Consider the following 20,648-nt stretch of genomic DNA (forward strand, 5'->3'; position numbering starts at 1 on the left):
GTCTTGATCATTTTGCAAATACCTCCAGCAATCGGGGCGCAATTCTGTCCAGTGGGCGAATTTCAACAGCAGCATCAATGGCCGCCGCCGCTTTGGGCATGCCATACACCGCACAGCTCTGCTGATCCTGGGCGATGGTCAAATAGCCTTGTTCACGCAATATCTTGAGGCCCTGGGCCCCGTCGCGCCCCATACCGGTCAGGAGTACGCCGACGGCGTCACCGTTCCAGTGGCTGGCGACGCTCTCGAAAAACACGTCGATGGACGGCCGGTAAATCTCGTTCACCGGCTCCGCGGTATAGGCTAGCGTGCCATTTTTCAACAGGCGAATATGGTGGTTGGTACCGGCCAGCAGCACCACGCCGCTTTGTGGCGGTTCGCCCTCTCGCGCCAGACGCACCGGCAGCCCGGAGGCGCTGCTCAACCATTCGGCCATGCCGGCGGCGAACACCTGGTCCACATGCTGCACCAGCACAATCGCGGCCGGAAAATCGCGGGGCAAGCCCTTGAGCAGGATTTCCAGGGCGGCCGGGCCGCCCGCCGACGACCCAATCGCCACCAGGCTCTGACGTTTGCCGGACGCACGCGCAGGCGCGGTGTCGGCGCGTACGCGGCTGCCCCGCTGGCCGATCAGCCAGCCAATATTGAGGATTTTGCGCAGCAACGGCGCCGCCGCATCCTTGGGGTTGCCCACGCCCAGCGCCGGGGTGTCCACCACATCGAGGGCGCCATGGCCCATGGCTTCGAACACGCGACTCATATTCGCCTGGCGGTCGACGGTCACCAGCAGAATAGCGCATGGGGTCTCGGCCATGATCTGCCGCGTGGCCTCCACGCCATCCATCACCGGCATGATCAGGTCCATAAGGATCAAGTCCGGGGTCAACTCGGCGCAGCGTTGTACGGCCTCCAGGCCATTGTTGGCCACCCACACCACCTGGTGCGCCGGTTCGAGACTCAAGGCACGGCGCAGCGCCTCTACCGCCAGGGGCATGTCATTGACAATCGCAATCCTCATGCCCGGGCGCCCCCGATCAGCTCCATCACGGCATCCAGCAAGGCGTCGTCGTGGAAACTGGCTTTAGCCAGATAATAGTCGGCGCCGGCGTCCAGTCCACGGCGCCGGTCTTCTTCGCGATCCTTGTACGACACCACCATCACCGGCAACGATTGCAGGCGACTATCACGGCGCAAGAGTGTGACCAATTCGATCCCGTCCATACGAGGCATATCAATGTCAGTGATCAGCAGGTCGAAGTCTTCGGAGCGCAGTGCGTTCCAGCCATCCATGCCATCGACGGCGACCGCCACTTCATAACCACGATTAAGTAACAATTTACGTTGCAGCTCACGCACGGTGAGTGAGTCATCCACCACCAGCACGCGCTTGCGCGGTGCTTCGGTGGCCTGCTGGCTGCGCCGGGCGATACGCTCCAGGCGGCCAGTGTTGAGCAATTTATCCACCGAACGCAGCATGTCTTCGACGTCGACGATCAACACCACCGAGCCGTCATCCAGCAAAGCACCGGCGGAAATATCCTGGACCTTGCCCAAGCGGTCATCCAGCGGCAACACCACCAGGGTGCGTTCGCCGATAAAACGTTCCACCGCAATGCCATACACCGCATCACGCTCGCGGATCACCACCACCTTGAGGGTTTCGTCATTGCTCTGCCCCGGCGGGCGCTGCAATAACTGGCTGGCGGCCACCAGGCCGACATGCCGGCCTTCGTGCCAGAAATGCTGGCGGCCTTCCAGTTGCACGATGTCATCCGGCGCCAGGTCGCACATCCGTTCGATATGCGCCAGCGGGAAGGCATAGGCTTCCTCGCCGACTTCCACCACCAGGCTGCGCACCACCGACAAGGTCAACGGCACTTCCAGATGGAAACGGCTGCCCTGCCCCGCCGTCTGTTCCAGCACCACCGCGCCGCGCAGTTGGCGAACCATGTGCTGCACCGCATCCAGGCCGACGCCGCGCCCGGACACCTCGGTGACCTTGTCGCGCAGGCTGAAGCCCGGCAGGAACAGGAAGGTCAGCAGCTCTTCTTCACTCAAGCGCAGCGCGGTTTCCAGCGGTGACAGGTGCCGGTCGACGATGGTGCCGCGCAGGCGCTCCAGGTCGACGCCATTACCGTCGTCGCTTAACTCCAGCACCAGCAAACCGGCCTGGTGCGAGGCGCGCAGACGGATCAACCCTTCGGCGGGTTTGCCCGCCAACACCCGCTGCTCGGGCATTTCAATGCCGTGGTCGACGGCATTGCGCAATAAATGCGTGAGCGGCGCTTCGAGTTTTTCCAATACGTCGCGGTCGACCTGGGTCTTTTCCCCCTCGATCTCCAGGCGCACCTGCTTGCCGAGGCTGCGGCCAAGGTCGCGCACCATGCGCACCTGGCCGGCGAGCACATCAGCAAACGGCCGCATGCGGCAGGCCAGCGCGGTGTCATAAAGCACTTGGGCGCGCTGCCCGGCCTGCCAGCCGAACTCATCCAGCTCGGCGGTTTTATCCGCCAGCAATGCCTGGGCTTCACTCAACAGGCGGCGGGTGTCGGCCAGGGCTTCCTGGGCTTCCAGGCTCAAGTCCATCGCCTTGAGCTGGCCATCGAGCGTGTCCAGGGCGCGCGCGCTGTTGCTTTGAATACGCTTGAGGCGTTGCAGGCTCACCAGGTAAGGCTTGAGCCGCTGGGTCTCGACCAAGGACTTGCTCGACAAGTCGAGCAGGCTGTTCAAGCGCTCGGCGGTGACGCGCAGCACGCGCTCGCCGCCTTCGGTCATGCGTTTGTTCGGGCGCGGCAGGTCAGTGCTGACAGGCGGCGCGGGCTCAGGCTCCGGCGGCAGCGGGTCAATCACCGGCGCAGGCGCAGGTTCCGGAGTGGCGAAGCCGACCGGTGTGGCCTGGACGATCGGCTGCGACGGATCCAGCAGGCGTTCCATCAGCGCCACATACCCTTCGATATCCGCCGGGCCTACGTTATTGCCCGGCGTGGCGATGCGCATCAGCAGGTCGGTGCCCTGCAGCAAGGCGTCAATATGCTCGGGTTGCAGATACAGACGGTTTTCCTGGGCGCTGACCAGGCAGTCCTCCATCACGTGGGCCACGCTGACCCCGGCGTCCACGCCGACAATCCGCGCCGCGCCTTTAAGCGAGTGCGCGGCGCGCATGCACGCCTCAAGCTGGTCGGCCTGGGTGGGGTTGCGCTCCAGGGCCAGCAGGCCCGCGCTCAATACCTGGGTCTGCGCATCGGCTTCCAGGCTGAACAGTTCCAGCAGCGAGGCATCGCGCATCTGGTCGGGGGTCATGTGAGGCTCCGGGTCACGGCAGACAACAATTGCGCCTCGTCCAGCCAACGCAGGCTGCGGCCTTTCCACTGCAACACGCCTTGGGTAAAGCGCGCGCTGGCCTGGGTGCCGGAAGCCGACGCGGCCTTCAAGGTGCGCTCATCGATGGCATGGATGCCGTCGACTTCATCTACCGGTACCACCACCGGGCCGTCCTGGGCAGCAATAATCAACATGCGCGGCATCACTCGCGCGCCGGTAGCGCCTGTGCTGGCCGGGTCCAGCCCCAGCAGCTCCGCGAGTGACAGGCACGCCACCAGCGCACCGCGCACATTCGCAACGCCCAGTAATGCGCGGGAACGCTGGTGCGGCAACGAATGAATCGGCTGCAGTGGCGCCACTTCCACCAGGCATCGGGTGGCAATGCCCAGCCACTCTTCACCCAGACGGAACATCAGAATCGAACGGGTGACGATGTCTTCGTCAACCTCCGCGACGGCATACGCCTGCCGGTCGCCCTGCTGCAACGCGTACCGGTCAAGCAGGCGCGTGGCGGCGGCGGAATACACCGAGCAGTTGCGGCAGTGGATATGCTCGACGAGCAACGGGCAGGACTTGTCACCATGGATGCCGATGCGGTTCCAGCAGTCGTCGATGGCTTGGGTGTCGGCCAGGGTCAGGTCCAGGCCTGCGGTGTCGAGCGCATCAAGGTTATTCATCGTTTGGACTCACTGTCTGCCCGCTCACTGCGCGCGGCCCGCGCCTGCAAGCGGCGCGCGCCCGCGCTGTCGCCCTGGGACTCGAGCAATGCGGCCAGGTGCATCAAGGCCTGCGGGTGCTGCGGTTCCAGGTACAAGGCTTTGCGGTAATAACCCTGGGCTTCCAGGGCGCTGCCGGCCACGTCGCTGAGCAGCCCCAGCCAGTAAAACACCTGGGCGGCCGGCGGGTGGTTACTCAAATACTGTTCACACGCGGCGCGAGCCTCGGCACTTTTGCCTTCGTTGGCCAGCGTGGCGATGCGGCTGAGCAGGTCGCCCGCATCGCTGTGCGGCGCCTTGATCGGCACCACCTGGGCGCTCACTGTGCTGAACGGGCGCGGCTTGGCCGGAATCGGCGCCGCGCTGCGCGGGGGGATGGGCAGGGGCACAAACACCGGTTCAGGCTTGACCGGCTCGGCATGCCGGCTGAATGCAAAGGATTGCGGCACGCCAATCGAACGCATGCCATGGCGCCCCAACAGGCTGCCCTCGGCGGGGCCGATAAACAGCACGCCGTCTTCGTGGGTCAGGCTCTTGAGCACATCGAACACTTGCTTCTGGGTGGGCTGGTCGAAGTAGATCAGCAGGTTGCGGCAAAATACAAAATCGTAGCTGGGCTCATTCGCCAGCAACGCCGGGTCGAGCAAGTTGCCGACGTGCAGGCGCACTTGTTCGCGCACCCGCTCGGCGATATGGAAACCATCGGGCTGTTCGCTGAAGTGACGCTCGCGAAATTCGATATCACCGCCGCGAAAGGAGTTCTTGCCGTACACGCCACGCTTGGCGCGCTCCACCGACAGCGGGCTGACATCCAGCCCCAGTACTTTGAACTGGTGCGGCGCCAGCCCGGCATCGAGCAAGGCCATGGCAATCGAATAAGGCTCTTCGCCCGTGGAGCATGGCAGGCTGAGAATACGCAGGGCGCGCATCTGCTTGATCGCCGCCAGGCGCTCCTTGGCCAAACGCGCCAAGGTAACAAAGGACTCGGGGTAGCGGAAAAACCAGGTCTCGGGGACGATCACCGCTTCGATCAGCGCCTGCTGCTCATCATGGGAACTCTGCAAATGCTGCCAGTACTCTTGTGCGGTCTGCGCCTGCACGGTTTGGCTGCGCTGGCGTACGGCTCGCTCGATGATCGCCTCGCCCACCGAGGCGACGTCCAGGCCAATTCGGTCCTTCAAGAAGGCAAAGAAGCGTGGGTCGTTACTCATAGGCTTAGCTCACTGGCAAACAGCAAGGCGCGCACATCATCGGTGAGCAGGTCGGCGACGCCGATCCATTGCATCAAGCCCAAGGCATCTTCACGCACCGGCCCCAGGTACGGCGCCTCGCGGTTAGCCAGGCCATAAGGCTGGAATTCGGCCGGGTCGCAACGCAGGGTGTCGGTGGCCTGCTCCAGGATCAGCCCCAGCCAGCGCGCCTCAAGCCAGGGTTGCGGCTGGTAATTGACCAGCACCAGCCGGGTGCTGGTGCGCGCCTGGGCCGCTGTGCCGAAGGTCAACGCACACAGGTCGACGACGGGCACCAGTGCGCCACGGTGAGCAAAGATCCCCGCCACCCACAATGGTGCATGGGCGATGGGTTTGAGCGGCAGGCGCGGCAACACCTCGGCCACTTCCGTGGCCTTGAGGGCATAACGTTCGCCGCCGATGTGGAACACCAGGAACAACGCCTTTTTCGCTGCCGGGACGGCGCCGCGTTTAGCCGCGAGGTCGCTCATCAGACTTTGAAACGCGATACGCCGCTGCGCAGACCGACCGCAACCTGGCTCAGTTCATCAATGGCAAAGCTGGCTTGGCGCAGGGACTCCACGGTCTGGCTGCTGGCATCGCCCAGTTGCACCAGCGCGTGGTTGATCTGCTCGGCGCCAGTGGCCTGGGCCTGCATGCCTTCGTTGACCATCAACACCCGCGGCGCCAGGGCCTGTACCTGATGGATGATCTGCGACAGCTGCTCGCCCACTTGCTGCACTTCGAACATGCCGCGGCGCACCTCTTCGGAGAACTTGTCCATGCCCATCACGCCCGCCGACACCGCCGACTGGATCTCGCGCACCATCTGCTCGATGTCGTAGGTGGCCACGGCGGTCTGGTCGGCCAGGCGCCGCACTTCGGTGGCCACCACGGCAAACCCGCGCCCGTACTCGCCGGCCTTCTCGGCTTCGATGGCGGCGTTGAGCGACAGCAGGTTGGTCTGGTCGGCCACCTTGACGATGGTCACCACCACTTGGTTGATGTTGCCGGCCTTCTCATTGAGGATCGCCAGCTTGGCATTCACAAGGTCGGCGGCGCCCATCACCGAGTGCATGGTTTCTTCCATGCGCGCCAGGCCTTGCTGGCCGGAACCGGCGGCGACCGAGGCCTGGTCGGCGGCGGTGGACACTTCGGTCATGGTGCGCACCAGGTCTTTGGACGTGGCGGCAATTTCCCGTGAGGTCGCGCCGATCTCGGTGGTGGTGGCCGCTGTTTCGGTGGCCGTGGCCTGTTGTTGCTTGGAGGTGGCGGCAATCTCGGTCACCGAGGTGGTCACCTGCACCGACGAACGCTGGGCCTGGGAGACCAGAGCGGTCAGCTCGGTCATCATGTCATTGAAGCCGGTTTCGACAGCGCCGAATTCGTCCTTGCGCTCAAGGTTCAAACGCTTGCTCAGGTCGCCCGTGCGCATGGTTTCGAGAATTTCGACGATGCGGTTCATCGGCGCCATGATCGCGCGCATCAGCAGCAGGCCGCACAGGCCGGCAGCGAGGATGGCCACGGCCAGCGACACGAACATACTGATTTTAGCGGCGGATACTGCGTCATCGATCGCGTTGGTTGCGCGGTCGGCGACATTCTTGTTATCGGTGATGATGTCGTTGAGCTTCATGCGGCCCGCGGTCCAGGTCGGCGTCAACTGGGTGTCGAATTCCTTGCGCGCGCCAGCCAGATCGCCCCGTTGCAGGCTGTCGAGCACGACGGCCAGGCTCTTGTTATAGGCCTGGTGCAGCGCCTCGAACCGGTCGAACTGACTGCGATCCTCGTCGCCGCGGATGGTTTGTGCGTAATTGGCCATCTGCTGCACGACGCGGGCTTCGAAGGATTTGAAGTCGGCCTTGTCGGCGTCCGTCAACCCTTTGTCGTCGCGCAGGCCGATCAATTGCAGAGTATCGAGGTAACTGTCGACCCAGGCGCTGCGAATCATCGAGCTGAGGTACACCCCAGGCACCGCGTCATCCCGAACCGAGTTCTCACCCTCCTCGATTTTCAGCAACCGTGAATAAGAGACCACAACCATTAACAGCATGATGGCGATAATGACCGCAAAGCTTGCCAAGATCCGTTGGCGCAAGGTCCAGTTCTTCACAGTAATTCCTCGAAGGGCCGATCAAATGCCGAGGAGTATAGCTGAGCGGGTGCCCGCATTAATCAACAGGTTTTGATGTAGCGCTCACAGAACGCAAAAACACTGTGCAGGTGGCGCAGAGCGTCACGGGCTGCGCTCCCACGCAGCGCGTGGGAGCGATCATTGAGCCGGGACTTATTGGTTAAGCCGTACCTGTTTTTCCAGCTCGGCCTTTAAGCCGGGCTCAAGTTTGAGTTGGCGGGCCAGCTCGTCCAGGTAGGCTTTTTCCATGAAGTTTTCTTCGTCCACCAGCATCACGCTGGCGATGTACATCTCGGCGGCCATTTCCGGGGTGCTCGCTGCGCGCGCCACATCTGCGGGATCCAGAGGCTTGTTCAGCTCGGCGTGCAGCCAGCTTTGCAGTTCACGGTCGTTATCGAGCTTGGTGAATTCGCCTTCGATCAGGGCACGCTCACGCTCATCTACATGCCCGTCGGCTTTGGCGGCAGCGACCAGTGCCTTGAGAATGCCCTGGCTGTGTTGTTCGACCTGGGCCGGCGGCAGGCGGTCGATGGTTTGCGGCTCGCCTTGGGGCGCGCCGGCCTGCTGCGCCTGCCAGTTGCCGTAGGCCTTGTAGGCGATCACGCCAAGTGCCGCCAGCCCGCCATAGGTGAGCGCCTTGCCGCCGAACTTGCGCGCCTTCTTGTTACCCAGCAACAGCCCCATCGCACCCGCCGCCAGGGCGCCGCCGCCCGCACCGCCGAGCAAACTGCCGAGCCCGCCGCCACCGAGCAAGCCGCCGAGGGCGCTTTTGTCGTCCGATTTGCGTTGCCCGCCGGCTTTGTTTTGCAACATGTCCTGGCCGGATTTAAGCAACTGATCGAGCAATCCACGGGTATTCATGCGTAGCCTCCAGACACTTGGGTTCGTAGGACCAATAGGCCTCCAGCGTAAAACTAAGTGCCAAAAAGCCGCGATCTAGAGTGCTTCCAGATGTAACGCCGACAGCACAAGCTGGAAACGTCTTGTTTCACATGCAACGCCATCACCCCGCCATCAATCAATTTTCCTTCTGCATCGAACCGCTTAAGCTATCCGGCGTCTGTTTATTGTCCGTTGCGTTTGGTCGAAGGCATGTCCGAACCGTTATTTCTGATCCGTTACGTGCCAGGAACGGCGCGGGATTTGCTCACGACAGGTTGTCTCTATGCACCGCAGGAATTTGCTTAAAGCGTCCATGGCCATTGCGGCTTACACCGGTTTGTCGGCCAGCGGCCTGCTGGCCGCGCAGGCCTGGGCCGGGAACCGTGCCGCCGATGGCAAGGCCGTGGCGTTCGACTTCGAAACGCTCAAGGCCCAGGCCAAGCAGCTCGCCGCCACCGCGTATAAAGACACCAAACAGGTGCTGCCGCCGACGCTGGCAACCATGACCCCACAGAATTTCAATGCCATTGGCTACGACGGCAACCATTCGCTGTGGAAGGAGCTGAACGGCCAGCTTGACGTGCAATTCTTCCACGTCGGCATGGGCTTCAAGACGCCGGTGCGCATGCACAGCGTCGACCCCAAGACCCGCGAAGCCCGCGAGGTGCATTTCCGCCCTTCGCTGTTCAACTATGCCAAGACCACGGTGGACACCAAACAGCTGACCGGCGACCTGGGGTTCTCCGGCTTCAAGCTGTTCAAGGCGCCGGAACTGGATCGCCATGACGTGCTGTCGTTTCTCGGCGCCAGCTACTTCCGTGCGGTGGACGCATCCGGCCAGTACGGCCTTTCCGCACGCGGCCTGGCGATCGATACCTACGCGAAAAAACGCGAAGAGTTCCCCGATTTCACACAGTTCTGGTTCGAAACCCCAAGCAAGGACGCCACGCGCTTTGTGGTTTACGCCCTGCTCGACTCACCGAGCGCCACTGGCGCCTACCGTTTTGACATCGACTGCCAGGCCAGCCAGGTGGTCATGGCCATCGACGCGCACATCAATGCGCGCACCGCCATCGAACAACTGGGCATCGCGCCCATGACCAGCATGTTCAGCTGCGGCACCCATGAACGGCGGATGTGCGACACCATCCACCCGCAAATCCACGACTCGGACCGCCTGGCCATGTGGCGTGGCAACGGCGAGTGGATCTGCCGCCCGCTGAACAACCCGGCCAAGCTGCAATTCAACGCCTTTGCCGACACCGACCCGAAAGGCTTCGGCCTGGTGCAGACCGACCATGAGTTCGCCAGCTACCAGGACACCGTGGACTGGTACAGCAAGCGCCCTAGCCTGTGGGTGGAACCCACCACCGCCTGGGGCGAAGGCTCGATCGACTTGCTGGAAATCCCCACCACCGGCGAAACCCTGGACAACATCGTGGCCTTCTGGACCCCGAAAAAGCCCGTGGCCGCCGGCGAATCACTCAACTATGGCTACAAGCTGTACTGGAGCGCGCTGCCGCCGGTAAGCACACCGCTGGCGCAAGTGGATGCCACCCGTTCCGGCATGGGCGGCTTTACCGAAGGCTGGGCACCGGGTGAGCATTACCCCGAGGTGTGGGCGCGCCGCTTTGCCGTGGATTTCAAGGGTGGCGGCCTGGATCGTCTGCCGGCCGGCACCGGGATCGAGCCGGTGGTGACCTGCTCCCACGGTGAAGTCAAAGACTTCAGCGTGCTGGTGCTGGACAACATCAAGGGCTATCGCATTCTGTTCGACTGGTACCCGACCAGCGACAGCGTAGAGCCGGTGGAACTGCGGCTGTTTATCCGCACCCAGGACCGCACCTTGAGTGAAACCTGGCTGTATCAGTACTTCCCGCCGGCACCGGACCAGCGCAAGTACAGCTGATACGCGCCAACAGAGCGTTCCCACGCGAGCGTGGGAACGAGCTTATGCCGGTTAAAACCGCGACACGCTCTTCATTGCGCCGATCAAGTAGCGCATCGCCACCTGATCGTTTTCGGTGAGGGCGCGATACTGCGCCAGCAACTCCACCTCATCCGAACTCAACCTTCGCCCCCGCAAGGACATCCGGCGACTCAAAAAAGACGCCACCGCACCCGCTACGCCATAAGACCTGGTCATGGACCGTTACTCCTGATATCAGTCAATTACTCCTGGTGCCCATTCCCAACACTCATGAAGCGCAATGGCTTCAAGGGCAATCAGCCTGACTCCCTGGGCCAGAAATCACACTTACCTTAAGCGTAGAAACAATCTCGTGACGTGTGGGATTTTTTTAGAGTATTCACTTAAAAAATTACTTCGGTAACAAATACCTACATCCCTTTCTCACGCAATGGCCGCTAAAGGTGGATATCGTGGGGCTCTAGCGCATACAGCTGCGGGTCAGGCTTGCGTTAAACGCGGGCAACAAAAAACCCACCGGGTTGGGTGGGTTTGTTGAACACAGGCGCGGGCTCAATCCCTCAGGTCAGACTCGTGAATCGGCTGATCACGGTGAGTCGCCCGCTGGTACTGCGCAGGCCAAATGGCTTTGCGCCCGCCCAGGTCATCGTCGGCGTGCAGCGGCCAGTAAGGGTCACGCAACAGCTCACGGGCAAGGAAGATGATGTCGGCCTGGCAGGTGCGCAGGATATGTTCGGCCTGGGCAGGTTCAGTGATCATGCCCACCGTGCCGGTGGCGATACCCGACTCTTTGCGCACGCGCTCGGCAAACCGCGTCTGGTAGCCGGGGCCGGTGGGAATCTCGGCGTTCGCGGCGGTGCCACCGGAGGACACGTCAATCAGGTCCACGCCCAGGTCTTTGAGGCGGCGCGCCAGCTCCACGGTTTCATCGGGGTTCCAGCCGTCTTCGACCCAATCAGTGGCCGATACCCGCACAAACAGCGGCAGCTCCTCGGGCCAGACGGCGCGCACGGCTTTGGTCACTTCAAGCACCAGGCGGATACGGTTTTCAAACGAGCCGCCGTAGTGGTCCTGACGCTGGTTGCTGATCGGCGAAAGGAATTGATGCAACAGGTAACCGTGAGCGGCGTGGATTTCCACCACTTCGAAACCGGCGGTCAGCGCACGCTTGGCGGCGGCGACAAAATCGGCAATCACCTGCTGGATCTGCCCTTCATCGAGTGGCTTGGGTTGCGTGTGGTTCGGGTCAAAGGCAATCGGCGAGGGGCCCACCGGCACCCAGCCGCCATCTTCCGGCTTGACGCTGCCGTGCTTGCCGATCCACGGACGGTGAGTGCTGGCCTTGCGTCCGGCATGCGCCAGCTGGATGCCCGCCACCGCGCCTTGGGCGGCAATAAAGCGGGTGATGCGTTGCAGCGGTTCGATCTGCGCGTCGTTCCACAGGCCCAGGTCCTGGGCGGTGATGCGGCCATCGGCGGTGACGGCGGTGGCTTCGGTAAAAATCAGCCCGGCGCCACCGACGGCGCGGCTGCCCAGGTGCACGAGGTGCCAGTCATTAGCCAGACCATCGTCGGACGAGTATTGGCACATCGGCGAGACGGCGATGCGGTTAAGCAGGGTCAATTGACGGAGGGTGTAGGGTTCGAGCAGCTGACTCATGGCGCACCTCTTCTGGGTTCTGTGGGCACTCTTCAAACAGTGCTTAGAGCCTAGTCGACAACGCTGGATTGCACAGGGTTCAGAAAGGAAAGCGGGAGCCGAGTGCCGGCTCCCGTGTTGCAAGAGATTACATCTCGACCTGGGTGCCCAGCTCGATCACCCGGTTTACCGGGAGTTTGAAGAAGCGAAGGTTGCCGTTGGCGTTTTTCAACATGAACGCAAACAGCGCTTCGCGCCAGCGCGCCATGCCTTTGATGCGCGAGGCGATCACGGTTTCGCGGCTGAGGAAGTAGGTGGTGCGCATCGGGCTGAAGTCCAGCTCGTCCAGATGGCACAGCTTCAGGGCTTCGGGCACGTCCGGCTCATCGGCAAACCCGAAATGCAGGATGACCCGGAAGAAGCCTTCGCCGTAGGCATCGACCTCGAAACGCCGCGTGACCGGCACGCGGGGAATGTCCTCGTAGACCACCGTCAACAGCACCACCTGCTCGTGCAATACCTGGTTATGCAGCAGGTTGTGCAACAGCGCGTGGGGCACGGCGTCCGGCCGCGCGGTGAGGAACACCGCCGTGCCCTGCACGCGGTGAGGCGGCTGCACGCGGATGCTGCTGATAAAGATCGGCAACGGCAGCCCGCCTTCGTCGAGGCGCTCGACCAGCAACTGCTTGCCGCGCTTCCAGGTGGTCATCAACACGAACAGCACAATCCCCGCCAACACCGGGAAGGCGCCGCCCTGGATGATCTTCGGCACGTTGGCGGCAAAATACAGGCCGTCCACCAACAGGCAGCAGACCAGCACCGGCACCGCCAGGATCGGTGGCCACTTCCATAGCAGCAGCATCACTGCCGACACCAGAATGGTGGTCATCAGCATGGTCCCGGTCACCGCCACGCCGTAGGCCGAGGCCAGTGCGTTGGAGGACTCGAAGCCAAGCACCAGCAGGATCACGCCGACCATCAGCGACCAGTTCACCGCGCCGATGTAGATCTGGCCCTGCTCGGCGCTGGAGGTGTGCTGGATGTGCATGCGTGGGATGTAACCCAGCTGGATCGCCTGGCGCGTCAACGAGAACGCGCCGGAAATCACCGCCTGGGAGGCAATCACCGTGGCCAGGGTGGACAACACCACCAGCGGGATCAGCGCCCAGCTCGGCGCCAGCAGGTAGAACGGGTTGCGCGCAGCTTCCGGGTCGCCGAGCAACATGGCGCCCTGGCCGAAATAATTGAGCACCAGCGCCGGCAACACCAGGATAAACCAGGCGCGGGCAATGGGTTTGCGGCCGAAGTGGCCCATGTCGGCATACAGCGCCTCGGCGCCGGTCAGTGCCAGCACCACGGCGCCGAGGATCGCCACGCCAATGCCTGGGTGGGCCTCGAAGAACCGCACGGCCCACATCGGGTTCATCGCGCTGAGCACTTCAGGGTGCAAGGTGATGCCATAGATACCAAGGCCGCCCAGCACCAGGAACCAGGTGACCATCACCGGCCCGAACAGCTTGCCGATGCGGTCGGTGCCGTGTTTCTGGATCAGGAACAGCGCCACCAGCACCACCAGTGCAATCGGCACGACCCATTTTTCCAGGCCATCGAACGCCAATTCCAGGCCTTCAATGGCCGACAACACCGAAATTGCCGGGGTGATCATGCTGTCGCCGTAGAACAGCGCCGCACCGCACAGCCCGCACACCACCAGAAAACTGCGCAGGCGCTTGCGCGTGCCTGCCGCCCGCCTGGCCAGTGCCGTCAGCGCCATGATGCCGCCCTCGCCCTGGTTGTCGGCGCGCAGCACGAACAGCATGTATTTGATCGATACGACCCAAATCAGCGACCAGAAGATCAGCGCCAGGATACCCAGCACGCCATCATGGTTGACCTGCACACCGTAACCACCGGTAAACACTTCTTTAAGGGTATAGAGCGGGCTGGTACCGATATCGCCGTAAACCACCCCGACCGCCGCCACCAGCATGCCAATCGGCTTTGCATTGGAATGCTCGGCACCTGCCGCCTGACTATTTGCCTGACCCATCAACCACTCCTGCCCTTTGACCTGAGGTCTTTTATAAACAACGCGCCTAAGCTGACCCTAGCATGCGCTGTTTTACTTCTCGTAACAGACGTTTTATTGACCCCGGGGTTTCACCCGTGCGCAACGGCGCGAAGCATAGCGCAGCGCTCGTCGCATTTCCCCGTTCAAGTGCTTTAGGCATCGCTTTGGGCAGTCAGCGTTGGAATGGCAGGGCACTTTGGAGCCTTTTGGCCTGCATTGATCACATTTAAGGCTGACCGTATATTTTCGGCACTACTTCAGTAGGGCTGCCTCAGCGGTGTCAACGGGAAGTTCCTGCCTGGCTCACCGGTTCTAAAAATCGTGCCCCCACCCTGCATGGCGCGCGCAGTCGAAATAAAAAGATCGAACAATCATTTTTCTGCTGGGAGGGGGCTCAAAAGCGAGGCAGCAGAACGACATTGATCAGGCCAAGGCCCTATGGAAATCTTACAAGGTTTATCAAAAATGACCATTCGCACGCGCGCTCATGAAGATAGCGTCCTTGAAATGCTCCGGAACGACGAAGCATTTGCCCTCCACTACCTATCTGTAGCACTTGAGGAGATCGACGAAGCAGGTGGGGAGGACGCTTTCCTCGTCGCTATCCGTCGAGTGGCGGAGGCTCGCGGCGGAATGCTCAGCTTGTCGCAGAACACCGGGCTCAATAGAGCGAACCTCTACAGATCCCTTGCAGTCGGCGGCGACCCCAAACTGTCCACTCTCCTGAAGGTGCTTCAGGCATTAGGTGTAGGCCTCTCTAAAGTTGTAACGCATGGCACAGTGCAAGACGCACACGCTTGAGAGGGTAGCCAAGGGCGCTACAAATCACCCAGCGCCGCACTCGTCGCATTTCCCCGCATAAAAATAGTCAAGCGCGCTGCCCGCCGATAGAATTGCGCACTTTTTGATCAGAGGCGCACCAAGCGCCCGTCTACCGCCGTGTCGTGCCCGACTGGCGGCGTCATAAATCTATACACAATTTTTCTACGTACAATCTCCTCGGAACGCAGAAGAGCTGGAGGCCGATGCGTGAGAAAACCGCCCCTCTTACAAGATCAGGGTAGACAAGGACATAAAAAATGATATTAATTTGACATTCAAACCTCCTTTTTCCGTTGGGCAAATCGAATGACCGCCAGCGCTCCTGAATCAGCCATTGAACCAGATCAACAAACATTTGCAGAGTTTTTAGAGTCTTCCCCACCGAATCAAAACATTCTTATTTCGGATCTAATTACGCTAAAAAATTCAACAAGTAAACTTTCGGCTTATTTTTTAAAGACTCCCGAAATACAGCTTCACTGTTCTAACGAACCCTGCAATGGTATTCGCTTTTTTCGATGCGTTATGGGTGGAGCCGGTCAGTTAACCTACGATGAATCCAAAGACTTCTTTCTTACATACAAATGCGCAAACTGCCAGAAATCTACAAAAGTATTTGCAATTACGGCCAAAAGAACCGAAGACTCTAATTCTGGCTCTTTGTACAAGTTTGGAGAAACACCGATCTTCGGCCCACCGACACCCGCACGCCTACTAAAACTAATCGGACCAGACAGAGACCTCTTTCTGAAAGGGCGACGCTGTGAAAATCAGGGATTAGGAGTTGGAGCGTTTGTATATTACCGAAGAGTCGTTGAAAATCAAAAAAGCAGAATTTTAAAAGAAATCAAGAAGGTTCTTGAAAACCTCAGTGCTCCGGAGGAAAAACTTCAGATATTGGATACAGCAATTGCGGAAACGCAATTCACAAAAGCGTTAGAAATAGCAAAGTCTGCCCTTCCTGAAAGCTTGTTAATTAATGGTCACAACCCATTAAAGCTACTACACGGAGCATTAAGCGAAGGGATCCACAACATGTCGGACGAAGAGTGCCTCGGATATGCGTCTAGCGTTCGAATTGTTCTTGGGGAACTGTCTGAAAGATTGTCACAAGCGTTGAAGAATGAAGTGGAACTGACACATGCCATTTCCAGATTACTCGCACCTAAAAGCAAGTAACTTCGATTGACTCCTCCCAGAGCATGGGAAATCACCAATAATCATCTTTTCATTTTATGCCTAGAACGATCTGTAAGATTCGATAGCCCCCCAAAGAAGAGGATCTCTAAGGTAATGTGCAAGCAGCCGACCAGGATCAATCATTTGTGAGTTTATTATGAACTGGAAAGTACCACCCGCTGGTTTTTTGGGAAATGAACTCGATTCCGCTTGTGAAACGATTGTAGAAGCTAATGCTGATTGGTTTTCTTTGGCTAGAATTACAAATTTGCTAACTATGAGAATTGTGCAAGAAGCCTTGGACAAGATTCATGCAAACTCGTGGTCTGCGGAAGCAATCGCCGTTCGCTTGCTCCTTCCTGCAGCGGGGGTCTATCAAGGCGCCCTCCTGATGGCGCAGAGAGGAATGCACGTGGAGGGGCGAATCATGGCACGGTCCCTTCTTGAGGTGAGTTTCAGCGTGGGCGCACTAACCTCTGCTCAGTCAAAATACATTCAAATGCTCAGAGACGACCATCTCAAAAGTCGCAGGAACCGCATCCAAACACTTCTAAATCAAGATCATGCGAAAACTCCGGCGGAGCGAAAAGTTCTACAAGAAGCATTAGAAAGTCTAAGTAAATCACTCGAACTGATAAGTCCAAAAATATTAGCGTCAATGAGCCCGTTGGAATTTCAGTATTACTCCTACCAATGCCTTTCGGATGAATCGAGCCATGTTTCAGCTTCGTCTCTTGAACATCATGTCAATGCCTACGAAGAAAGAGTTTACTGGGAATATAAAATCGGTGCAGGCCCACCAGCCGAAATCGCGAAGACGCTCTTCTACGTTCTCTACGCTATGCATCCCATCCTGATCGGCGTAGCGGAGGTACTTAAATTCGAAAAATACAATGATAAATTTAATAAAATCCTTACCGATTTTGACGCTTTACCAAAGAGTTATTGATAATCAGCACTCGCACTAAACAACTTTCGAGGCGGGCCGGACGTAATATCCACGACACTATTAGCAATGTTGTGAAATGCCCAAAACCCTCCCAAGCCAGCTTGAATGGGCAGTGAAATCAATTTAGCTGTTCTCGGTAGACAGCCAATTTCTGTCTAAAAAGATAGCTAAGGTTTTCGAAAAACCACGCGTTCGAACCGTTTCAAAAGCTCGGACCCAATGAAACCGGAGCCTTCAGACCTGCCCTGTTCATGACAGCCTGCTGCACCGCTGTGCAACTGCACTGCACTTCTCTTCCAAACTTTGCAATCTGTGAAACTGCCGATCGCCCACAGGGCCCCCGGCCCTGCTGCGCTACAGGTTCGTTTGCATTGCATCCAGGTTTGCACAAAAAAACGACGCATACCCCGTCGGCGGGAGGGGGATAAGTGCTTTTCCGGAAAGATTTTTCTTCCCGCTGGATTTTTCCAACCATTTCCTGCGTAGCACTTCGTCGGATGCGCGCCCACCCGGAGAAAGGTGACAATATACTGGCTGCATATACAGTTAACTTCAGAGGTGAACTCCCATGAGCGTAACGAGTTTCCCACCGGCTAATGGCATCAGTCATTGGAGCCTGCTGCTCCAAGACCACGCGGGACTTATGAGGCGTCCAGGTGCACACCATCGTTTGCTGGTCAATGAAGCCCATGCGCTGCATCGACAGCATTTGATCGGCAGGGATGAGCTCAGCGACTTATTGGAGCTAGCAGATGGTGCCCTGGCTTACGCCGTGGAAGCGCTCCTGGACGAGCGCCAAAGCGATTAGGTAGGGCCGACTTATGCATATGCTGGTAACCCAAATGCGCTGTAAAGGGAGAGCTCTACCGCCGCACGAACGCCGGCGCTACAGCGCGATCAAGGGCAACGTGCTGGTCACTTCTCAAATAAGTATGGAGCTTGGGCGTAGCACCAATGTGGCGAGGCTGCGTAAGGGGCTCCCGCTTGAGCCGGATGCTTTGCCTCAACTACAGGACGCCACGCTCGCCGGAATGGCACCGACGGGGTTTGTACTGAGTGGAATTGAGTATATCGACGGATGCGCTTATGCACAGTCTTGGTGGTGCCGAGAAGGATAAAAAATCTTTACGTCCAACTGAGTTCTGGTCGAATATGTACTCGATCAAAATAAACAACATGGATAAGTCGATATGGATATGCAGGGTAAATATTTTTTAGGGGCGTCTCTGCATGAGATGTCTCCAAAGATAGAAATCTCAGAAAAAGATTACACAGGACTTGTTCAAGCGCGAAAGACGCTGACTGCTGCGCTGAACATTGAAGAAACTTATGATTTGGTTCTTGGGAATTTTTTAGACTTTGAAAAGGAAGTTTTACTGCTTACTTTAAACAAAATAGTAGACCATAGATTTGATTACAAAAAAGCATACGACGTTATTTCTTCCATAAATAGGAAGTTTACAAACTTTGTGTTATCTGCAAAAAACTACACCGAACTTATTGATAGCATGGCTTCAAAAGCTACAAACAATAAAGAGGGTGTAAAGGACACAGTAAAAACGATCAGAGAAAAACACTATGATGAAAATTTAGATTATCGCTTCATGGAAAAGCTGAGAAATCATCTAAGCCACTTCGGTGGAGCGGTTCACTCAGTGCACAACCCAGACAAATGGATATTGGATGATAGCAAACAAGCTAAAAACTTTGTTTACAACATTGGCGTGCATGCACTTAAATCCAGTCTTGCTGCTAATGACGCGTTCAATAAAACTGTACTGAAAGAGCTTCCTGATAAAATCGATCTAAAAAAAGCTGCTAGATCTTATATGGGGGCAGTGAGTAGCATCCAAGTGCAAGTGCGAAATCTGACAAAGACGACAGTTGAAGAAGCAAGGTCTTTGATAGAGGCTAAACTGGAGAGCTATGGGAGTGAAAATGACGGGGATGTTTTTTTAGTTGGTGCTTATAGTAACAAGGCATACGAGAATGACGAAGAGCCAATCATGCTATTTCTTGAATGGGATGACGTAAGAGTAGAATTGATTAAAATAAATCAATCCATCACTAACATGGAAAAACGGCACATCACGAGTGCTATCGATACCGATTAGCTCAATCGTCGAGCCTTGGAATGCAAGGCTCGACATCAAAGTCACTAGAGTTGATGCATTGACCTTGGTAATGCTCAGCCAGTTATAGGTTTGACCTTTCCGCTTAACACAGCAGCTTTATTAGCGTTAGAGGAGAAGTCTGTAGCATTCCCAGGCGGCGGTGTTGGGCCATGAGTATGGCCGGCTAGCTGGACGTTCATTTGCTGTACCAGATCGAGCAAATCGCACAGCACCTGCAGCACGTTCACCCCTTCGGATCCCAACCAGGTCTTGGGTGCGACCAGCCGCTGGCTCACCTCCGCCACGCTCTGGCGCAGCCCTTGAATCCTTTCTTCCATATCGCCACCCACCGTGGCGTTGTATTTTTTCCCCACCACCAAATTTAGATCTCGTCCGGTCGCCTGGTGCAAGTCGTCCACCGCTGCCAGGCTCGCAGATCCGCCCGACAGCAGCTTGAGCGCGCCCAGGGCTTCAAGGGTCTTAATGCCCCCTACCGATTCGGTTGAGTGGTCGTCCACGGTCCTGTTGTGGCTCTGGTAGCGCTCAGTGTTGCCCATCGCCTCCACTTCCCGCTCGATCGCCTTGTCCAGGATCTTGCCGTCAGTCTGGCGCAGCCAATTGCCGTCCGCGTCGACACGCTGCTGACATGCCTCGCTGTGCTGCCACACCTGGTCACCCTTCGGGACGCTGGGCATGCTCAGGCCGTGGGGCAAAATGGTTTGGATATAGGGCTTGTGCGGCAGGCCGTAGGCAAAGCACACCACAACCTGGGTGCCTTTCTCGGGGAACGCGTAGATGCCCATTTCCTCACCACCGGTGGGCAGCGGCAACGGCACACCGGCCAGGATCGGCAGCTTGGCGTCTGGCTCGCCATCGGGTCCCATGACCTCGATGTCGACCGCGTAGCGTGGCCGAAAGTCGTCACAGATCCCGGCGCCGGCGGGCGCGTCGGCCACGGCGACGACCCGGGCAAAGCGCGGCAGGTGGTAACCACCGGTGAGTTCGGGGAATTGTCGTTCTACGCTGCGGCGGATTGCGTCGTCCATCGGATGGCCATCTGGTTGTCGATGAGCGCCACACTGGTGATGCGCTCGCCGTGGTTGATCGTTGCACCTGGTCGCAATCCTGGAAGGGCTGCAATCATCGCGCTCTGGTTGCCCTGGTAGTCGTCGAACAGCTCCACCGGCAGCTGCAGCGGCGAGCGAACGCCAAAGAAGCTGTCAGCCCAACTGCCCACAAACACTTCCCCGTCACCCTGCTGCTGCCAGATGAAGTCGGGAATGGTGAAAACCCGGGCCAGGCTGTCCATCGCTTGATAGCCGGCGGCCAGGCTGTAGAAAAAAGGCGCCTTGACGCTGGCATACGGCTGTTCCGGGACGCGGAAGCGCAAGCCGGTGTGCTGGCCGATCTCGACCAGGACGGCGCGCAGGTCGACATGGCGTAGGTTCAGCGGCAGCGGATTGGTCAGGATTGCAGCCAGCTCCCGGCAAACACCAACTGAGGGCAACTGATAACCACGCCGCACTCGTCGCATTTCCCCGCATAAAGCTGGTCAAGCGCGCTGCCCGCCGATAGAATTGCGCACTTTTTGATCAGAGGCGCACCAAGCGCCCGTCTACCGCCGTGTCGTGCCCGACTGGCGGCGTCATTCAATACCGAGGTT

The 20,648-nt window shown here is 58.7% G+C and carries 17 protein-coding genes and 2 pseudogenes; 7 read left to right on the forward strand and 12 right to left on the reverse strand.

Features of this window, described 5'->3' with window-relative positions:
• Positions 1 to 7: 7 nt before the first annotated feature.
• The 7 genes from ASE80_RS02875 to ASE80_RS02905 all read right to left on the reverse strand — a co-directional run bounded on the left by ASE80_RS02875 (position 8) and on the right by ASE80_RS02905 (position 8,261).
• Positions 8 to 1,018: a chemotaxis response regulator protein-glutamate methylesterase gene (locus ASE80_RS02875; RefSeq protein WP_056857570.1), complete on the reverse strand. Its 1,011-nt coding sequence runs from the start codon at positions 1,016 to 1,018 to the stop codon at positions 8 to 10.
• Positions 1,015 to 3,300: a hybrid sensor histidine kinase/response regulator gene (locus ASE80_RS02880; protein WP_056857571.1), complete on the reverse strand. Its 2,286-nt coding sequence runs from the start codon at positions 3,298 to 3,300 to the stop codon at positions 1,015 to 1,017. The genes ASE80_RS02875 and ASE80_RS02880 overlap by 4 nt, the downstream gene beginning before the upstream one ends.
• Positions 3,297 to 3,998, reverse strand: a complete 702-nt coding sequence (locus tag ASE80_RS02885) for a chemotaxis protein CheW (RefSeq protein WP_056857572.1) — start codon at positions 3,996 to 3,998, stop codon at positions 3,297 to 3,299. Before ASE80_RS02885 ends, ASE80_RS02880 begins: the two co-directional genes overlap by 4 nt.
• On the reverse strand, positions 3,995 to 5,248 hold the full coding sequence (locus tag ASE80_RS02890; RefSeq protein ID WP_056857573.1) for a CheR family methyltransferase: 1,254 nt from the start codon (positions 5,246 to 5,248) through the stop codon (positions 3,995 to 3,997). Before ASE80_RS02890 ends, ASE80_RS02885 begins: the two co-directional genes overlap by 4 nt.
• Positions 5,245 to 5,757 carry a chemotaxis protein CheW gene (locus tag ASE80_RS02895; protein WP_056857574.1) on the reverse strand — a complete coding sequence of 171 codons (513 nt, stop codon included), beginning with the start codon at positions 5,755 to 5,757 and terminating at the stop codon, positions 5,245 to 5,247. The genes ASE80_RS02890 and ASE80_RS02895 overlap by 4 nt, the downstream gene beginning before the upstream one ends.
• Positions 5,757 to 7,319 carry a methyl-accepting chemotaxis protein gene (locus ASE80_RS02900; RefSeq protein ID WP_244972715.1) on the reverse strand — a complete coding sequence of 521 codons (1,563 nt, stop codon included), beginning with the start codon at positions 7,317 to 7,319 and terminating at the stop codon, positions 5,757 to 5,759. Before ASE80_RS02900 ends, ASE80_RS02895 begins: the two co-directional genes overlap by 1 nt.
• A 234-nt stretch (positions 7,320 to 7,553) precedes the next feature.
• Positions 7,554 to 8,261: a tellurite resistance TerB family protein gene (locus ASE80_RS02905; protein WP_056857576.1), complete on the reverse strand. Its 708-nt coding sequence runs from the start codon at positions 8,259 to 8,261 to the stop codon at positions 7,554 to 7,556.
• A 304-nt stretch (positions 8,262 to 8,565) separates the two neighbouring features.
• Between ASE80_RS02905 and ASE80_RS02910 the strand changes: the two genes are divergently transcribed.
• On the forward strand, positions 8,566 to 10,191 hold the full coding sequence (locus ASE80_RS02910; RefSeq protein WP_056857577.1) for a glucan biosynthesis protein D: 1,626 nt from the start codon (positions 8,566 to 8,568) through the stop codon (positions 10,189 to 10,191).
• 51 nt (positions 10,192 to 10,242) lie between these two features.
• Here ASE80_RS02910 and ASE80_RS02915 read toward each other — a convergent pair whose 3' ends face one another.
• From ASE80_RS02915 to ASE80_RS02925, 3 genes are all read right to left on the reverse strand, one after another.
• A complete protein-coding gene (locus tag ASE80_RS02915) occupies positions 10,243 to 10,428 on the reverse strand; it encodes a hypothetical protein (RefSeq protein WP_056857578.1) in 186 nt (61 codons plus the stop codon).
• Positions 10,429 to 10,764: 336 nt separating this feature from the next.
• Positions 10,765 to 11,871: an NADH:flavin oxidoreductase/NADH oxidase gene (locus tag ASE80_RS02920; protein ID WP_056857579.1), complete on the reverse strand. Its 1,107-nt coding sequence runs from the start codon at positions 11,869 to 11,871 to the stop codon at positions 10,765 to 10,767.
• Positions 11,872 to 11,998: 127 nt separating this feature from the next.
• Positions 11,999 to 13,900, reverse strand: coding sequence for a potassium transporter Kup (locus ASE80_RS02925; protein WP_056857580.1), 1,902 nt, complete (start codon positions 13,898 to 13,900; stop codon positions 11,999 to 12,001).
• Positions 13,901 to 14,279: 379 nt separating this feature from the next.
• Between ASE80_RS02925 and ASE80_RS31290 the strand changes: the two are divergent.
• The 6 genes and pseudogenes from ASE80_RS31290 to ASE80_RS02945 all read left to right on the forward strand — a co-directional run.
• Positions 14,280 to 14,390, forward strand: a pseudogene (locus tag ASE80_RS31290) (type II toxin-antitoxin system RelE/ParE family toxin); the annotation flags it as partial.
• Positions 14,360 to 14,722: an addiction module antidote protein gene (locus ASE80_RS02930; RefSeq protein WP_236708793.1), complete on the forward strand. Its 363-nt coding sequence runs from the start codon at positions 14,360 to 14,362 to the stop codon at positions 14,720 to 14,722. The pseudogene ASE80_RS31290 and the gene ASE80_RS02930, both read left to right, overlap by 31 nt.
• A 327-nt stretch (positions 14,723 to 15,049) precedes the next feature.
• Positions 15,050 to 15,922: a hypothetical protein gene (locus ASE80_RS29720; protein ID WP_082463549.1), complete on the forward strand. Its 873-nt coding sequence runs from the start codon at positions 15,050 to 15,052 to the stop codon at positions 15,920 to 15,922.
• A gap of 157 nt (positions 15,923 to 16,079) precedes the next feature.
• Positions 16,080 to 16,871 carry a DUF5677 domain-containing protein gene (locus ASE80_RS02935; protein ID WP_133257293.1) on the forward strand — a complete coding sequence of 264 codons (792 nt, stop codon included), beginning with the start codon at positions 16,080 to 16,082 and terminating at the stop codon, positions 16,869 to 16,871.
• Between the two features lie 821 nt (positions 16,872 to 17,692).
• Complete coding sequence (locus tag ASE80_RS31295; protein ID WP_082463550.1) at positions 17,693 to 17,989, forward strand: hypothetical protein; 297 nt, start codon at positions 17,693 to 17,695, stop codon at positions 17,987 to 17,989.
• A gap of 72 nt (positions 17,990 to 18,061) precedes the next feature.
• The gene (locus ASE80_RS02945; protein WP_056857584.1) at positions 18,062 to 18,985 is read left to right on the forward strand and encodes a hypothetical protein; all 924 of its coding nucleotides are present in this window, start codon (positions 18,062 to 18,064) and stop codon (positions 18,983 to 18,985) included.
• A gap of 74 nt (positions 18,986 to 19,059) precedes the next feature.
• Here ASE80_RS02945 and ASE80_RS02950 read toward each other — a convergent pair whose 3' ends face one another.
• Complete coding sequence (locus ASE80_RS02950; protein WP_056857585.1) at positions 19,060 to 20,031, reverse strand: hypothetical protein; 972 nt, start codon at positions 20,029 to 20,031, stop codon at positions 19,060 to 19,062.
• Positions 20,004 to 20,483, reverse strand: a pseudogene (locus ASE80_RS02955) (hypothetical protein); the annotation flags it as partial. The gene ASE80_RS02950 and the pseudogene ASE80_RS02955, both read right to left, overlap by 28 nt.
• Positions 20,484 to 20,648 lie beyond the last annotated feature (165 nt).

This window comes from Pseudomonas sp. Leaf15 (assembly GCF_001421425.1).
Lineage (GTDB): Bacteria > Pseudomonadota > Gammaproteobacteria > Pseudomonadales > Pseudomonadaceae > Aquipseudomonas > Aquipseudomonas salomonii.

Coding starts and splice junctions, on each gene's coding strand:
- ASE80_RS31295 (WP_082463550.1), top strand. CDS start 17,693: ATGCATATGCTGGTAACCCAAATGCGCTGTAAAGGGAGAGCTCTACCG.
- ASE80_RS02885 (WP_056857572.1), bottom strand. CDS start 3,998: ATGAATAACCTTGATGCGCTCGACACCGCAGGCCTGGACCTGACCCTG.
- ASE80_RS02915 (WP_056857578.1), bottom strand. CDS start 10,428: ATGACCAGGTCTTATGGCGTAGCGGGTGCGGTGGCGTCTTTTTTGAGT.
- ASE80_RS02880 (WP_056857571.1), bottom strand. CDS start 3,300: ATGACCCCCGACCAGATGCGCGATGCCTCGCTGCTGGAACTGTTCAGC.
- ASE80_RS02925 (WP_056857580.1), bottom strand. CDS start 13,900: ATGGGTCAGGCAAATAGTCAGGCGGCAGGTGCCGAGCATTCCAATGCA.
- ASE80_RS02890 (WP_056857573.1), bottom strand. CDS start 5,248: ATGAGTAACGACCCACGCTTCTTTGCCTTCTTGAAGGACCGAATTGGC.
- ASE80_RS02930 (WP_236708793.1), top strand. CDS start 14,360: ATGGAAATCTTACAAGGTTTATCAAAAATGACCATTCGCACGCGCGCT.
- ASE80_RS02945 (WP_056857584.1), top strand. CDS start 18,062: ATGGATATGCAGGGTAAATATTTTTTAGGGGCGTCTCTGCATGAGATG.
- ASE80_RS02905 (WP_056857576.1), bottom strand. CDS start 8,261: ATGAATACCCGTGGATTGCTCGATCAGTTGCTTAAATCCGGCCAGGAC.
- ASE80_RS02900 (WP_244972715.1), bottom strand. CDS start 7,319: ATGCTGTTAATGGTTGTGGTCTCTTATTCACGGTTGCTGAAAATCGAG.
- ASE80_RS02920 (WP_056857579.1), bottom strand. CDS start 11,871: ATGAGTCAGCTGCTCGAACCCTACACCCTCCGTCAATTGACCCTGCTT.
- ASE80_RS02895 (WP_056857574.1), bottom strand. CDS start 5,757: ATGAGCGACCTCGCGGCTAAACGCGGCGCCGTCCCGGCAGCGAAAAAG.
- ASE80_RS02910 (WP_056857577.1), top strand. CDS start 8,566: ATGCACCGCAGGAATTTGCTTAAAGCGTCCATGGCCATTGCGGCTTAC.
- ASE80_RS02950 (WP_056857585.1), bottom strand. CDS start 20,031: ATGGACGACGCAATCCGCCGCAGCGTAGAACGACAATTCCCCGAACTC.
- ASE80_RS29720 (WP_082463549.1), top strand. CDS start 15,050: ATGACCGCCAGCGCTCCTGAATCAGCCATTGAACCAGATCAACAAACA.
- ASE80_RS02935 (WP_133257293.1), top strand. CDS start 16,080: ATGAACTGGAAAGTACCACCCGCTGGTTTTTTGGGAAATGAACTCGAT.
- ASE80_RS02875 (WP_056857570.1), bottom strand. CDS start 1,018: ATGAGGATTGCGATTGTCAATGACATGCCCCTGGCGGTAGAGGCGCTG.